Here is a 14360-nt window from a genome sequence, read left to right on the forward strand (position 1 = left end):
GAGGCCTTTGTGGTAGCGTGCGCCCGGGATCAGGAAACGGGGGCGAGGGAAGACGTATGCCGACGGCTCAACGCAAGCCATGGTACCGCCGCGAGACATTCTGGGTATTCGTGGGGCTCGGCCTCGGGGTCGTGATCGGGGGCTTCTTCCCGCAGGACGCGCACCCTTGGGCTTACAACTTCTTCCGGTTCTGCTCGAAGTCGTTCATCCTGCTCATCAAGGGGCTCATCGTGCCCCTGCTCCTCTCGACGATCATCGTCGGCATCGCGCAGACCGGTGATCTGAAGGCGGTCGGGCGGATGGGCGGCAAGGCGCTGCTCTACTTCGAGATCGTCACGACCTTCGCGCTCATCATCGGGCTCGCCATCGCGAACCTCCTCCGGCCCGGCGAGCACCTCCCGCTCGACATCGGCGCCCAGTCGTCCGTCACGCCCGCGCAGGCGCAGAGCGGCTGGGACATCGCCCTCCACCTGTTCCCGTCGAACCTCATCGAGCACGCGGCCAAGGGCGACATCTTGCCGGTCGTCGTCTTCGCGAGCCTCTTCGGCATCTCGCTCACGCGTATCGGCGAGAGGGGCAAGCCGCTCCTGATCTTCTTCGATACCGTCGCGCAGGCCATGTTCAAGTATACCGACATGGTCATGCGCTTGACCCCGATCGGCGTCTTCGGGGCGATGGCCTATAACGTCAGCCACATGGCCGCGGGCCACGTGGTCGACGGCAAGACGATCAAGAGCTGGCCTGCCGTCATTCACCTCCTCAAGCAATACGCGGCCCTGGTGGGGAGCCTCTATCTCGCGCTGGCCGTGCTTTTCCTTCTGGTCTTCGTCCCCGTGATGGTGATCTGCGGGATCAAGGTCATCGAATTCATCCGGGCGATCCGGGAGCCCGCGGTCACGGCGTTCTCGACGGCCTCGAGCGAGGCTGCGTTGCCGCGCCTCCTCGAGGACATGGTTGCTTTCGGCGTGCCTCGCCGGGTGGCGAGCTTCGTCATCCCGACGGGGTATTCGTTCAACCTCGACGGCTCGACGCTTTATCTGGTGCTGGCGAGCCTCACCATCGCCCAGGCGGCGAAGATCGAGCTCTCGCTCGGCCAGCAGATCGCCATGGTGCTCACGTTCATGTTGACGTCGAAGGGCGTCGCGGGCGTGCCCAGGGCCACGCTGGTCATCATTGCGGGGACGTGCGCGAGCTTCGGCCTCCCGGGCGAGGCGGGTATCGCGATGCTGCTCGCCGTCGACGAGGTGATGGATATGGGGCGGACCATGATCAACGTGATCGGCAATGGCCTGGCGTCGGTCGTGATCGCGCGCTGGGAGAAGGTCTTCCGCAACGAGCCCGACGAGGCGCAGGGCCTCGATGTCGACGTGCCGCCGGCTTCTTCGCGGGGCGACGTCCAGGTGAGCGGGGCCCCGTGAGGGCGGAGGCGCAGGCTCGGCCGATCGGCCGCGCGTCCGCGTTGCTCTTCCCTTGACAGTCCGGTCGCGTGTCGGCGAACCTACGCCGCGGCTTTCGGGGGTTGGGAAAGGATCGGTTCATGAACGTCAGCCTTCAGGCGCTATTTCCAGGCATTTATGTGTTCACGCCGGGCCGTCGCGTGCTCTCCATGCGGCAGGTGCGGGCGGAGGCGGTCACGGCGGGTTTCCTCGGGCTCGTGACGCACGCGGACGTTTGCGTCGCGCAGGATCGAGAGGCGCTCGTCATCGAGGCCAGGTGGAATGGCCGGGCGCAGGGTTCGCCGGTCATCCCGGGGCTGCGCGAGCTCGATATCACGCTCGACGGGACGATGACGTCTTTTCGTGACACCATCGATCGGCAGGTGCGCGTCTCCAAGGCGGATGACCCGCTCGCCGCTTCTGGCGCGTCCCTGCTCCAGATCCTCTTCCCGCTCGGCGCGGCGGCCGTGACCAACGCCAAGTATCCGGACCAGGCGGCCGAGGTGGACCGGATCCTGGACGAGGTCAAGCAACCGAAATGGGCGCCCGTGGTGGCCGAGTTCGGGTTGACCCGCATGATCACGCATATCACCGAGCTCGCGACCGAATATCGGAAGCTCCTCGAGACGCCCGCCGCCGACGGCTTGAAGTACGAGACGGTGAAGGAGGAGCGCGCGAAGGGGCAGAACCTCATGCTCCAGGCCCTGGCGATGATCCTCGGCAAGTATCCGTCGGAGAGCGACGCGGATCGCGCGGGCCGGGAGGCGCTGATGGGCCCGATCCTCCGGCAGAATGATGCCATTGGGCAATATCTCAAGGCGCGCCGCTCGGTCCCGGACGTGAACCCGGAGACGGGCGAGGAGCTGCTCTCGTCGGACGCCGAAACGAGCGCGCGCACCTGACCCCGAGGCGGAGTCCTCGCGTCGGTGGTCACGCCGACATCGACCCCCTCGTGGAGACCTCCCCGAGGTATTTTTGTCTACATCGACCCCCTCCTGGAGACCTCCACGAGGTATTTTTGCCTGCATCAACCCCCAGCGAGGGACCTCCGGTAGGTAAATTCGCCTACATCCATCGTCAGGGGAGGACCTCGGGGAGGTGGGGGTGCTGGGATGGATGTTGCGCCGATGACCTGCGGGAGGTCTCGGGAGGGGGGGTGGGGGTCGGTTTTGGGTTGGAATTCCCTCACCCGCACCCGCTGCCGTTCTCGCTCCGCGCCGGACGGCTCGGACAAGTATGCGAGCGGGTTGCTGCCGCTTTCGGGTCCCTCCCAATCGTGGTACGTTCGCCGCGAGATGCCGGCCCGAGACCAACTGCACGATCAACACCGAGACGGAGGTCATCGAACGATGGACACCCGAGCCACCGACCGCGAAGTGATCGAGAAGGTGCTCTCCGAATATGCTGCCATCCCCTATGCCCACGGTAACGTGGATACGGTGACGGTGTTCGATCGGGAGTCGGACCATTACCTGCTCATGATCGTCGGGAGCGAGAATGGGCGCCGGGTGCATGGCTGTCTCGTTTATATCGATCGGATCGGCGACAAGATCTGGGTTCAGGCGGACGGGACGGAGCGCGGAATGGCGCCGGCGCTGGTGCGCGCGGGCATCCCGGCCGAGCGAATCATGCTCGCCTTCTCTTCGGAGGGCGCGTATCCGTACTCCGACGTCCTCGCTGCGTGAGCGGTGAGGGCGGGCCAGGACGCGCGCGGCGGGAATGACGTCAGAGCGACGGGAGATGCTGGCAGACGAGGGCGACGGGCCCGCGGCGGTCGCCTCGTCGCTGGGGCCGGAGCAGGATCATGCGCTCGTCGTCGGCGTGAACGACTACCCCAAGCTCCGCTCGCTCCGCGGGGCCATCGCCGACGCACAGGCATTCGCGGGGTGGCTCCTCGATCCTGGTGGAGGTGGATTGTCGGCGAGGAACGTGCGCACCATCCTCTCGACCCCGGATCCGCTCTCCCCGCTCGGGGATGAAATCGACGACGCGCTCGAGGCGGTGATCGAGCAGGCCCGACGAGAGGGCGGACGCCGCTTCTACTTTTATTTCAGCGGGCACGGGTGCACGGGCGACAGACCGCACGATCTCGCGTTGTGCCTCGCCGATTGGTCCGAGCTCCGGCGCCGCTCGTCCCTCAGCTCGGATGCGTGGCTCGATGTCATCATCCGCTCCGGGGCGTTCGACGAGGTCGCGTTTTTTCTGGATTGCTGTCGGGTGTGGGCGGTGCGTGCGGTGGGGAGGCCGCCGAAGATCGATTTCGACAGGCCCGTCGAGCGGACGCACGCGCCCCGGGTGTTTCTGGCGTATGCGACGGAGTTCCAGCGTCCGGCCAACGAGGTGGCCCGCACCGCTGGCGAGGTGCGCGGGGTCTTCACAGAGGCGCTCGTCGAAGGACTCCGCGGCGCTGCGCTCGGACAGGGGCGCATGGTGTCCGCTGCCTCGCTCAAGCGATACCTCGAAGCTTCGACCGAGATGCGGGCGCGTGAGCGAGGTTTGTTCCAGCGCGCGGAGGTGCTGGACGGGCTCGCGTCCGAGGCGCGGTTCGGTAGCTCGACGCACCCGGCGATACTGCGGATCTCGTTCTGTGGCTGGAACAAGGAGCAGATGGTTCTTTATGGTCCTGGCTGTGACGAGATCCGCAGGGGCGACGCGAGCAGCGGCCCCTGGGAGCTCGAGCTGTCGCCTGGAATCTATAAAATCGCCGAGGTCGCGAGCAGCAAGCACCAATATATCGATTATAGAGCGGACCGGCCCATCACATGGTTCGCATTTTACGGTCCCCAATTCGTCTTCACACTCCCGGCTTGCCCGCGCCCTTCACCGGAGCTGGACTTCAGTCAGAGGCCAGCAATACCTGCGGGGGCTGTCATTAGCGCCGTAGCGGCATGTTATGCCCACACCTGGGATTTGGACATTGATGGGGCCGACGCTTCGAGTCGGCTTCGCATCGTCGTCATTCCGTCCTCGGATGCGATCATGAGCCCATCGCCGCAGCAGGACGTCGGCGAGGAATGGTCGGTCCGCGGAGGTGGCAAAACGATCCCACTCGACGGCCATGCCGAGTGGCGCAACGCGGACCGGTATGACTCCATCTTTTCGGCGCGGATGAAGCCGGGATCCTATACCCTGCGCTGCACGGGCGCCGAGCAACGCGAGGTTGCCATCCATTTGTATGCGGGGTGGTCGACACTAATTGTATTGCACGACCAACTCGATGCCCCTCATTTCGAGACGATGCGCGTCTTCCTGTGGCCGCTTGCTGGGATCGCATCGTCGATGTCGAGGATCGTTCGTGACGTCCTCACGGGTTTCCACCTGCTTTCGTCGCGCGACGAACACTCCGATCTGGAGCGTTCTCCGCGGTGCGTCGAGATCATGAATGGGGAATCGTTCGACGAGCCGATGAGCGGCCTCCTCGCCGCACACCTGGTTGCACACAGCGAGAGGCCGGATCCCGACCGCATCGAGGCCATTGCGGGGCACCTCGAATCCCTGATCGGCCCCTGTCCCGACGTCCAAGCTCTGCGATTGCGTGCAGCCCTCCTGCGCGGAGGCGAGCTCCCAGGTGGGCCCTATTCCGATCCTCCAATGCTCCGCGCCGGACTCCTTGCCTTCGTCGAAGCGAGCCACCGTGTCCCGGAGATCATCGCGCCCGAAAGCGCGCTCGAACACGCCTGCGTGGAGCGCCTCGTCGATTCGCCCCTCTCGAGCTGGCCCGTGCCTCAGGAAGAACCCAGCGAGGAGGGCTGGTTGACCACGACCCTTCGGGAGCTCGCCGCGGAGCGTGCAAACGGACGGGCGGCCCTCGATGCTCGCGCCGTCACGCAGGAGCTCGGCGTGCCCACGCTGGCCGTGAAGAGATGGCTCGAAGGCACGTGATCGTCGCCCAGACCCTCTGGTCGCGAAAACGTACACAGACAGATATCGCACCCGCACCCGCGCCCGCACCCGCGCCCGCACCCGCGCCCGCACCCGCCCGCTCCCGGGACGCGTTCAAAGGCGCTCTCGTCCGGGGGATCCGAGCGTGCCTGCGTGCTCGGGCGGCCGCCGGTGATCGCCGGGACCAGGGTTGTCACGCCAGGCGGCGGGAGAAGCTGGCCAGCGAGCAGAAGGGCCTCGACGCGCTGAACGAGAAGACCCCCGGCAGCCCGCAGAACGCCCGCGTGTCGCGGCTCCTCTTCCTGGCGAACGATGGCAGCGAGCGATTCTATCGAGATTGCGACGCGCTCCTCTCCCGTTACCCGCAGCGCCTCCTCGCGTGCCGCCTCGACATCCCGGGGGAAGCGCTGGGCGAAGCGCTCCTCGGCAGCACGAAGATGGTCCGGAGCGTGCTCGTCGTCGACAAGAAGGTCGGCGCGAGGGCCTTGCTCGCTTTGCTTCCGCCCGGCTGATCGCGCTCGCGCCCGAAGGTGAAATCGAAACGGGGCCCTGTCCGCGTAGCTGTTCGCGCGCCCTTGCGATAAGGTCGCGCCGATGAGCGACCGAGTGAGCGATGCGCAGGCGCGCGTGTACCAGGAGAAGGGCGTGCCGTTCAGCATCCACCACGCGGACGCGCGCTCGTTGCCGTTGCCCGACGCGAGCGTCGATGTCGCGATGGCCGGATGGGTGTTCGGGCATTTTCGTCACTGGATGCCGGAGGGCTGGCGCGAGGAAGTGGACGCGGCGCTGTCGGAGATGCGCCGCGTGGTGCGTCCCGGCGGTGCGCTCATGGTCATCGAGACGCTTGGCACCGGCCACGAGACGCCACGGGTCCATCCGGGCATGGACGAGTACTTCGCGCATCTGGAGCACGCGCATGGGCTTTCGCGCCGCTGGGTGCGCACCGACTACGTGTTCCCCGACGTCGAGGCCGCGGCGCGCATTTGCGGCGAATTCTTCGGTCCAGCGCTCGTGGCCCAGATCCGCGAGCGTGCTTGGGCGCGCGTTCCGGAGTGCACCGCGATCTTCACGGGCGCTCGCTGATCCACTTCGCGACGATCACCACATCGTCGCGCACGGAGAGACTCGCGGGCCCGAACGCGCACTGCACGGCTACGACACGCGCGAATTCGTCGCCGAATGTCGCAGCGGAATGTGACGCTTTCGCTTGCCGCTTCCCGCTCCCGCTCCCGTTTCCGGCTCCCATCATCGCCAGATTCCCGCGCTGGGGCGCGCGACGAACCTCGCGCGTCACACTCGGCCGATGGACCCCGAGGTGCGCAGCTCGCCGAGTAGCTCGCGCGGGGTCACTCCTGCAATGGAGCGAAACTCGGCAATCAGATGCGCTTGATCATAATAGCCGGCTCCGGCGGCAATGCCGGCCCAACCGGCCGGGCGGCTCTCCCGCGCGGCGCGCAGGGCGCGGTGAAAGCGCGTGAGCTTGGCGTAAGCCTTGGGCCCGACACCGAGTGTCTCCTGAAAGAGGCGGCGAAGGTGACGCTCGCTCACCCCGAGCTCGTCGGCGACGGCGCTCACGCTGCTCGCACTTCGCGTGGCGAGGCGCTTCGCGGCTTCCAGGGCGAGCGAGGTGTGGGCGCGGACCGCCTGGGCGGGTGCGGACCGCGCGACGATGGCACTCTCCAGAATGGCGGCCGCGGCGACCGTGTCTCGTGCCCCGGCGAGGCGCTCGTAGAGGTCCTCGGTGTCGGCTTTGCCCCAGAGGTCTTCGAGGGCGACGATTCGTCCGGTCAATTCCGGAGCCGACACGCCGAGCACGCGCTCGCTCGCGCCCAGCCGAAGGCGCGCCATCACGCTGCGCTGCCCGCGCCGAAGCATCTTGCGACGCGCGCTCTGCCCCACGCCCATCGCGTGCGCATCCAAACCGCCACGAGCCGACACCCCGAAGCGCGCGACGATCTGAAGCTCGGCATAGGGGAGCGCGACGCGCTGCCCGTCTCGGTCGCACTCGAGGACCGAGAGCTCGGCCACCGGGGACCCGCTCGACGGGAGCGACGCCCGCGCGACACGAGGCTCTTGAACGATGGGTGAGTGCACGAGTTATCTCATGCTACGCGCACGAGGCGCACGCAAGCTCGGCGAGGTGCTTGTCCGTTTCTTCCAATCGGCCCAACCACGCGGTGACTACAGTTCGGGGCATGAAGATCCTCGTCACCGGTGCCACCGGTAAGGTCGGAAGTCGCCTCTCCAAACGGCTCGCTCAGCGCGGCCATCACGTGCGTGCCCTCGTTCGCGACGAAGCGCGCGCAAAAGACCTGCGCGAAGCCCACATCGAGCTCGCTCTGGGCGATCTGCTCGAGCCGAGCTCCCTCTCCGCAGCGGTGCGCGGGGTCGACGCGGTCGTGCATTGTGCAGCCTTCTTTCGTGGCGCGACGCCGGAGCAGGCGCACGCGGTCAACGACCTCGGCACGCAGCACCTCGCCCACGCGGCCCGCGAAGCCTCGGTGAAGCGCTTCGTCTTCACGAGCACCGGACTCGTCTACGGGCCCAGCGCGGTTCGTGGACGCCTCTCGCACGAAGACGACTCCTGCTACCCGATCGAGAGTTATCCCAAGAGCAAGCTCGCCGCCGAGCGCTTCCTGCTCGCGCTCGAAGGCCTCGACGTGCGCGTCCTTCGATTGCCGTTCGTCTACGGCGACGGAGATCCGCACATCGCCGACGTGGTGCCGTTCATGCGAACGTTCCCACCCACGCAACGGATGTCGATTGCACATCATCTCGACGTGGCCCAGGCCGTCGCGCGTTTGCTCGACGCGCCATCCCCTTCCCATCGCGTGTACAACCTGGTGGACGACGAGTCTCCCCATCTCGCCACGCTGTTCGCAACGGTTGGCGAGCCTCCCCCGGACGGCTCCACCCCCGAGCGTGCGAGGGCCTTCGAGGCCGTCATGGATGGAAAGCGGATCCGCGAAGATCTCGGCTTCTCACCCGAGGTGCCGCGGCTCGGGGATGCCGTGGCGAGGGGGATTGCATAGTTTGGTAGCCGCCCCTCGCGCCGGTGCGCTTTCGGGAAGGGCAGCGAGGGTTGCCCGAGGGGCACACGCTCACGCATTGGCGGTCCACGCGCCGGGAGCCCTGCACGGGCGAATCCTTCGCGAATTGCATCCGGTATGAGCGCGACATTTCGCCACCGCATCGTGCCCGCGCACTTCGGGCTCCGCCATGGCCGCCGCCACACCTGGCAAGGCCCATGGCCCATCCGGCACTCGACCTACCCCCTTCCTCAACAGCGGGACACAACCAGAACCCTCTTGCCGCTCCCGCACCCGCACCCCGCTCCCGCTCCCGCGAAAACGCCCCGGTCATTCCCACCATTCGGTCACCGTTCCCGCGTGCTCCTCCCCCTCGACCGTTGTAGTCTGGGTTACTTTCGTGAGGTACCGAACGCGTGCAGCGTGCGCGTTCGACGCCTGAAATAGGGAGGATGCATGCAACGACGACGGATGGCGGGCTTGGCGCTCGGCGTGGGGCTTCTGCTCGGTCTCGGGGCTTGTAGCAAGAACGATGAAACCCGGGTCGAGACCTCGACGGGGCCTTCCGCCTCGGGTCTTGCGATCTGGGCGCACGCGCTCGGCGCCGACGGCCGGCAGGCGGGGTGGCATATCGGCGCGTCCAAGACAGGCGAGCTCGTCCTGGTCGGCACGATGGAAGGCTCGGTGAACTTCGGCGACGCGGGGACGCTCAAGGCCGCGACGAAGAGCGATATCTTCGTGGCGTGGCTCGGGCAGGACGGGAAAATCAAGCGCGCTCGCAGGTTCGGCGATTCCGGTCGTCACGTGCCCGTCGGAATGGTCGTCGACGCGCAGGGCGGCGTGGTGATCTCGGGCCTCGCCGACGGGAACCTCGATTTCGGCGGCGGACCACTCGCGGACCTCGGCGGCGGCGACGCATTCGTGGCGGCGCTCGGCCCGAACGGGGAGTTCCGCTATGCGCTGCGCGTCGGCGACGCGATGATGCAAAATGGCGGCGAGATCGCGCTCGCCGAGGACGGCAGCGTGTACTGGTCCGGCTCGTTCGACGGGTCGATCAACATCGGCGGGCACACGTTGACGAGCGCCGGAAACTCGGACGTGTTCGTCGCGCGTATCGACAAGACGGGCAAGGTCCTCTGGGCGAAATCGCTCGGCGGGCCAGGGACCGAGTCGGACGGCTCGCTCGTGATCGACACGAAGGGCCAGGTCGTGCTCTCGGGTTATTATGAGGGGGCGCCGGATCTCGGGAAGGGCGCGCTGCCGGACACGGGCCAGGCCGACGGCGAAATGGTCGTCGCCCTCGACACCTCGGGCAAGGTGCTCTGGGCGAAGGGCGCGCCGAACAAGACCGGGTTCTTCGGCTTCGCCATGCAAGCAGGCGAGAGCGCGACGTACCTCGTGGGCAGCGTGGCAGGGTCGATCGATTTCCTCGGCTCGAACCTCACGGCGCAGGGCAGCACGGGCGAGGGGCTCGGGGTCGTGCAGATCGACAGCGCGGGCAAGGTCCTGCGGGCGGACGTTTATCCGGTGGAGCGGCTCGGCCAGGTCTACACGGCGCCGCTGAAGGGCGGCGGCCTCGTGCTGAGCGGGCATTTCCAGGGCTCGATCGATCTCGGAGGCAAGAAGCTCACGAGCGAGGGCGAGGAAGACCTGTTCGTGGCCTGGATGAACACGCAAGGGCGCATCGAGCGCGCCGAGCGGCTCGGGGGCAAGGAGCACGAGCGGATCGGCGATATGGCGATCACGCCGGACGGGCACATCGCGCTGACCGGCATGTTCGAGGGGACGATGAACCTGGGCTCCGGCGACCTGACGAGCGCCAAGGGGCCGGACGCGTTCGTCGCGCTCTTGCGGAAGTAGAGGCTACATCCGGAGCGCGTCGGGCTCGCTTCGGGCAGGGTGGGCCCGACGCGCTCCCTTTTTATCGCGTCGGCTTGAGGTGGAACGCGCCGCAGCCGGGGAAGGGGATCCTGCCGGCGAAGAGCGAGCCGTCGCTCGCGATCTCGCCCTCCATCGGGACCATGATGTAGTCCTCGGGCCGCTCGATCCAGCGGCTCGGGTCGAAACGCACGCGGCGGGTCTCGGGCTCGTAGGTGCCGGAGATCAGGTACGAGCCGGCCGCGCCCGTGGGGGCGTGGCGGAAGTCGAAGACGGCGCGCACGACGCGGCCGCGGACGTCGACGATGCGGAGCGCGAGGCCCGTGTTGCCCTGCGTGCAGTCGTAATCGCCGACCCAGGTGCGCGAGCGCTGGAAGGGGTTGTCCGCGGGGAACGTGCGCGGGACCCAGCCGTCATCCCGCGTGACGATCTCGGGCGCAGCTTCACCTTCGGCCGGCTGCACGATGATGTAGATGGCCGCGGGATCCGGGGCCACGACCTCGGCCGGATCGGGGGGCAGCGGCGCCGCGGCGGGGACGTAGTGCGGCCCGCCCCCGCATCCGAGGGCAAACAGGGCCCCGGCGACGAGCGCCCCCCACGCGGCAGCTCCAGAACACTTCGCGACCCTTCCCTCGGACGAGCTCTGCAACATCGTCTCCTCCCGGCAGCGAGCGGCTTCGTGACCCGCGGCGAGGCGCCGCGGAGAGGGAGAATAGCGCGTTTTCCCGGAAAGCACGTTCCTTTCACGAGGTTCTCGATCCACCGCGTCGCTCTGGACATGATCCCGCGCGTCCCGCCGGAGAGCCTGACGGCGTTTCCCGAAGGCCCCTCGGTCAACTGCGAAGGTGCAGGGACCTCCGGGGCGGGGTAGAGATCACATGCCATGGATCTCCTTTTATTCCGACACGGCGAGGCCGTGGAGAACGCGCCCGGGCTGGGCGACGCGGGCAGGTGGCTGACGGCGAAGGGCCGCAAGGTGACCCGAAAGGTCGCGCGCTGGCTCGACGAACGCGGGTCGCGCAGGCCGACGGCGATCTGGACCTCGAGCCTGGTGCGCTCGGTGCAAACGGCAGAGATCCTCGCCGCCGAGATCGGGCTGGAAGAGGAGATCCTCGTGCGGCCGGAGCTCGCGCCGAGCGGGGATCTCTCGGATCTGATCCGCCTGCTCGAGGCCCACAAAGGCCGCGGGCCCCTCGCGCTCGTGGGGCACGAGCCAGGGCTGTCGATGCTCGCGCGGAGCCTGCTCGGCGAGGTGTCGTGGCCGGGGATCAAGAAGAGCGGGGTCGCAGCGATCCGCTTCGCGCCCGCCCCCGAAGGCGAGGACGGGCGGCGCGAGGCGAGCTTCCGGTTCTTGCTCCAGCCGAAGGGGATGGCCGTCGTGCGTTCGCTCGACGTGAGCTCGCTGGAGGACGTGGCGCCGCAGCCTTCGGCTTAACGCAGGCTCCGGGCGGCGGCTTCGAGCACGTCGACGTCGCGCACGCCGTCCGCCTCGGCGCGGTACGAGAGGACGATGCGGTGGCGGAGCGCGGGCACGAGCATCGCGCGCACGTCGTCGACGTCGGCGGCCGCCTCGCCGCGCAAGGCGGCGCGCGCCTTGGCCGCGAGCACGAGGGCCTGGCTGCCGCGCGGGCCGGCGCCGTAACGTACGTACTCCTTGACCTCGCGCGCGACCTTGCCCGCCGTGGGGCGCGTGGCGCGGCAGAGCGAGACGGCCAGGGAGACAGCCTCGTCCGTGACCGGGATTCGCGGCACGAGCTTGCCGATCGCGCGCACGTCGGCGGCGCGCAGGACCGGCTCGATCTGCGGGGCCTTGCCGCTCGTCGTGCGCTTGGCGACCTCGCGCTCCTCTTCCTCGCTCGGGTAATCGACGTGGATCTCCAGGAGGAAGCGGTCGAGCTGCGCCTCGGGCAGGGGGTAGGTGCCCTCCTGCTCGATGGGGTTTCTCGTGGCGAAGACCTGGAACGGATCCGGCAGCGGGTGCGTCGCCGCGCCGACCGTGACCTTGCGCTCCTGCATCGCCTCGAGCAGCGCCGCCTGCGTCTTCGGGGGCGTGCGGTTGATCTCGTCGGCGAGGATCAGGTTGTGGAAGATCGGGCCGGGCATGAACCGGAGCGTGCGGCTGCCGTGTTGCTCGTGCAGGACGTCGGTGCCCGTGATGTCGGCAGGCAAGAGGTCCGGCGTGAACTGGACCCGGCCAAACGAGAGGTCGAGGGCCCGCGCGAGGGAGGCCACGAGCAGGGTCTTGGCGAGGCCCGGGACGCCGACGAGCAGGGCATGGCCCCGCGCCGCCAGGGTGACGAGCATCGACTCGACGACCGCGTCCTGGCCAACGACGGCCTGGGCCACGGCGGTCCGGAGGCGCTTGGCGGCGGCCTCGGTCTTTTCGAGCAGCTCGGCGTCGGAGAGGTCGGCATCGCCGGTGTCGGGCGTCTCTTCGGTGGACATGGGGGGCGAGGCTCGTACCGCGGCCGTGATGTCCGAGCAAGAGATCCGGAACTTCCCATGATCCGTCCGGGCCGAGCTGTGTGATAGTCACCTCGATGCCGCCGAAGCAGGAGCCTCGCGAAAAAGAGCCGCGGGAGGTCACCGCGTTCGCCGTCCCGCCGCCGCCGCCCGTCCCCGCGGAGGCCGAGGAGGGACGGGAGGCCAGGGACGCGGCCGAGGAGGCCCCGAAAGAGCGGGAGCGGGAGCGGGAGCGGCCGCCGGAGCGGGCGTCGAGCCCGGGGAAACGCAACGGGAACGGCAATGGCGCGGCGAAGGCGCAGGCCGCCGAGCACGCGGCGACGGCGCCGCTCGAGTCGCTCAGCCTGCGCGACGAGCCGATCCCGTCGGTGCCGCCGCCACCCGCGGCCGGGCCGTGGCGCTCGTACAAGGAGATCCTGGCGAAGCTCTCGCAACGCGTGCTCGAGGCGCAGCGGCCGATCCGGATCCTGCAGGCGCTGCGCTGGGAGTCGTCGGTGGAGGAGCAGTTCCTCCGGGGCAAGCAGCGGGAGCTGCCGAAGGTCACGTACGACCCGGACCTCGGCTTCGACCCGGACGTGAAGATCGCCGAGATCGAGGAGATCCTGCGCGACGCGGAGCGCGAGCTCGGGAAAAACGACAGGCTCGGGCAGATCCTGCGGCAGACGGCGGCGGAGTACCGCGACGTCGTGCGGATGCTGAAGGGGCGCGGGAAGCGGGATTTCTACAAGCTCTCGCGGGTGCTCTACGGCTCGCCGAAGGACAAGCTGCCGGACGGCCAGACGAGCGTGCGGGACATGGGGATCGTGCTCTACGACGTGCTCACGGCGATCGGGGGCGAGAGGCTCGGTCCGCCGGATCGGCGCGAGATCACGGCCGAGATGGCGGCGATGGAGCTGAACGCGCGCTTCGACCGGTTCTTCGGGAGCGCGGCGATCCGCGTGCAGGTGGACGACGCGATCCTCGCGGACGCGGCGGCGGGCAGCGATTACGTGAAGATCCGGAGCGGGGCGACGTTCTCGACGCGGGACATCGACATCCTCGAGGCGCACGAGGGCTGGGTGCACGTGGCGACGAACCTGAACGGGCAGGCGCAGCCCGTGGCGCGCTGGCTCGGCAAGGGCCCGCCGCGCACGACGGCGGTGCAGGAGGGGCTCGCGGCGCTGGTCGAGATCTTCACGTTCCGATCGTCGCCGCGGCGCGCGAAGAAGCTGAACGATCGAATCCTCGCGGTCGACAAGGCCGAGGACGGGGCGAGCTTCCTCGACGTGTTCGAGTGGTACCGGACCGAGGGCTACGAGGAAGACGAGTGCTTCCAGAACGCGCGCCGCGTCTTCCGCGGGGGGCTGCTCGACGGCGGCGGGCCCTTCACGAAGGACGCCTGTTATTGCAAGGGGATCGTCCTGAACTACGCGTTCATGCGCGCGGCGATCCAGCAGGACAAGGCCGCGCTGATCCCGTTCTTGTTCGTGGGGAAGGTGGCGCACGAGGACGTGCCGGTGCTCTACGCGCACGTCACCGACGGGATCGTGAAGCCGCCGCCCTACCTGCCGCCGCTCTTCGACGACATGAACGGGCTCGCGATCTGGATGTGTTACTCGTCCTTCTTCTCGCGGCTCGGGGCCACGGCGATCGCGGAGCACTACAGCAAGGTGATGGCGCTCTAGCGAGAAGA

13 protein-coding genes are annotated in these 14360 nt (G+C 68.2%); 10 read left to right on the forward strand and 3 right to left on the reverse strand.

What is annotated here, in order from left to right:
• Positions 1-56 precede the first annotated feature (56 nt).
• The 6 genes from GF068_RS39245 to GF068_RS39270 all read left to right on the forward strand — a co-directional run bounded on the left by GF068_RS39245 (position 57) and on the right by GF068_RS39270 (position 6401).
• On the forward strand, positions 57-1418 hold the full coding sequence (locus tag GF068_RS39245) for a dicarboxylate/amino acid:cation symporter (protein WP_153824687.1): 1362 nt from the start codon (positions 57-59) through the stop codon (positions 1416-1418).
• A 119-nt stretch (positions 1419-1537) separates the two neighbouring features.
• On the forward strand, positions 1538-2338 hold the full coding sequence (locus tag GF068_RS39250) for a hypothetical protein (protein WP_153824688.1): 801 nt from the start codon (positions 1538-1540) through the stop codon (positions 2336-2338).
• Between the two features lie 447 nt (positions 2339-2785).
• The gene (locus GF068_RS39255; RefSeq protein ID WP_153824689.1) at positions 2786-3121 is read left to right on the forward strand and encodes a XisI protein; all 336 of its coding nucleotides are present in this window, start codon (positions 2786-2788) and stop codon (positions 3119-3121) included.
• A gap of 55 nt (positions 3122-3176) precedes the next feature.
• Positions 3177-5318, forward strand: a complete 2142-nt coding sequence (locus GF068_RS39260) for a caspase family protein (protein WP_170319947.1) — start codon at positions 3177-3179, stop codon at positions 5316-5318.
• The gene (locus tag GF068_RS43945) at positions 5300-5830 is read left to right on the forward strand and encodes a hypothetical protein (protein ID WP_170319948.1); all 531 of its coding nucleotides are present in this window, start codon (positions 5300-5302) and stop codon (positions 5828-5830) included. Before GF068_RS39260 ends, GF068_RS43945 begins: the two co-directional genes overlap by 19 nt.
• 82 nt (positions 5831-5912) lie before the next feature.
• Positions 5913-6401 (forward strand): class I SAM-dependent methyltransferase, encoded by a 489-nt coding sequence (locus tag GF068_RS39270; protein ID WP_153824692.1) that lies wholly within the window; start codon positions 5913-5915, stop codon positions 6399-6401.
• Positions 6402-6608: 207 nt separating this feature from the next.
• On the opposite strand, the gene GF068_RS39275 is transcribed toward GF068_RS39270, so the two are convergent.
• On the reverse strand, positions 6609-7346 hold the full coding sequence (locus tag GF068_RS39275; protein ID WP_338046755.1) for a helix-turn-helix transcriptional regulator: 738 nt from the start codon (positions 7344-7346) through the stop codon (positions 6609-6611).
• A gap of 167 nt (positions 7347-7513) precedes the next feature.
• Between GF068_RS39275 and GF068_RS39280 the strand changes: the two genes are divergently transcribed.
• Complete coding sequence (locus GF068_RS39280) at positions 7514-8350, forward strand: NAD-dependent epimerase/dehydratase family protein (protein ID WP_153824693.1); 837 nt, start codon at positions 7514-7516, stop codon at positions 8348-8350.
• A 453-nt stretch (positions 8351-8803) separates the two neighbouring features.
• On the forward strand, positions 8804-10207 hold the full coding sequence (locus GF068_RS39285; RefSeq protein WP_153824694.1) for a hypothetical protein: 1404 nt from the start codon (positions 8804-8806) through the stop codon (positions 10205-10207).
• A 61-nt stretch (positions 10208-10268) separates the two neighbouring features.
• Here GF068_RS39285 and GF068_RS39290 read toward each other — a convergent pair whose 3' ends face one another.
• Entirely contained in the window at positions 10269-10877 is a 609-nt protein-coding gene (locus GF068_RS39290; protein WP_153824695.1) for a hypothetical protein, read from the reverse strand.
• Between the two features lie 231 nt (positions 10878-11108).
• On the opposite strand from GF068_RS39290, the gene sixA reads away from it, so the two are divergent.
• Positions 11109-11660: a phosphohistidine phosphatase SixA gene (sixA, locus tag GF068_RS39295; protein WP_153824696.1), complete on the forward strand. Its 552-nt coding sequence runs from the start codon at positions 11109-11111 to the stop codon at positions 11658-11660.
• Here the strand turns inward: sixA and GF068_RS39300 are convergent.
• Positions 11657-12670 carry an AAA family ATPase gene (locus tag GF068_RS39300; protein ID WP_153824697.1) on the reverse strand — a complete coding sequence of 338 codons (1014 nt, stop codon included), beginning with the start codon at positions 12668-12670 and terminating at the stop codon, positions 11657-11659. The genes sixA and GF068_RS39300 overlap by 4 nt on opposite strands.
• A 95-nt stretch (positions 12671-12765) precedes the next feature.
• On the opposite strand from GF068_RS39300, the gene GF068_RS39305 reads away from it, so the two are divergent.
• Entirely contained in the window at positions 12766-14352 is a 1587-nt protein-coding gene (locus GF068_RS39305) for a peptidase MATCAP family protein (protein WP_240808083.1), read from the forward strand.
• The last annotated feature ends 8 nt before the right edge of the window (positions 14353-14360 follow it).

Source organism: Polyangium spumosum (genome assembly GCF_009649845.1).
Classification (GTDB): domain Bacteria; phylum Myxococcota_A; class Polyangia; order Polyangiales; family Polyangiaceae; genus Polyangium; species Polyangium spumosum.

Bases quoted from the DNA above. Each gene is read 5' to 3' on its own strand.
- GF068_RS39245 (WP_153824687.1), top strand. From the start codon at position 57: ATGCCGACGGCTCAACGCAAGCCATGGTACCGCCGCGAGACATTCTGG.
- GF068_RS39250 (WP_153824688.1), top strand. From the start codon at position 1,538: ATGAACGTCAGCCTTCAGGCGCTATTTCCAGGCATTTATGTGTTCACG.
- GF068_RS39255 (WP_153824689.1), top strand. From the start codon at position 2,786: ATGGACACCCGAGCCACCGACCGCGAAGTGATCGAGAAGGTGCTCTCC.
- GF068_RS39260 (WP_170319947.1), top strand. From the start codon at position 3,177: ATGCTGGCAGACGAGGGCGACGGGCCCGCGGCGGTCGCCTCGTCGCTG.
- GF068_RS43945 (WP_170319948.1), top strand. From the start codon at position 5,300: ATGGCTCGAAGGCACGTGATCGTCGCCCAGACCCTCTGGTCGCGAAAA.
- GF068_RS39270 (WP_153824692.1), top strand. From the start codon at position 5,913: ATGAGCGACCGAGTGAGCGATGCGCAGGCGCGCGTGTACCAGGAGAAG.
- GF068_RS39280 (WP_153824693.1), top strand. From the start codon at position 7,514: ATGAAGATCCTCGTCACCGGTGCCACCGGTAAGGTCGGAAGTCGCCTC.
- GF068_RS39285 (WP_153824694.1), top strand. From the start codon at position 8,804: ATGCAACGACGACGGATGGCGGGCTTGGCGCTCGGCGTGGGGCTTCTG.
- GF068_RS39290 (WP_153824695.1), bottom strand. From the start codon at position 10,877: ATGTTGCAGAGCTCGTCCGAGGGAAGGGTCGCGAAGTGTTCTGGAGCT.
- sixA (WP_153824696.1), top strand. From the start codon at position 11,109: ATGGATCTCCTTTTATTCCGACACGGCGAGGCCGTGGAGAACGCGCCC.
- GF068_RS39300 (WP_153824697.1), bottom strand. From the start codon at position 12,670: ATGTCCACCGAAGAGACGCCCGACACCGGCGATGCCGACCTCTCCGAC.
- GF068_RS39305 (WP_240808083.1), top strand. From the start codon at position 12,766: ATGCCGCCGAAGCAGGAGCCTCGCGAAAAAGAGCCGCGGGAGGTCACC.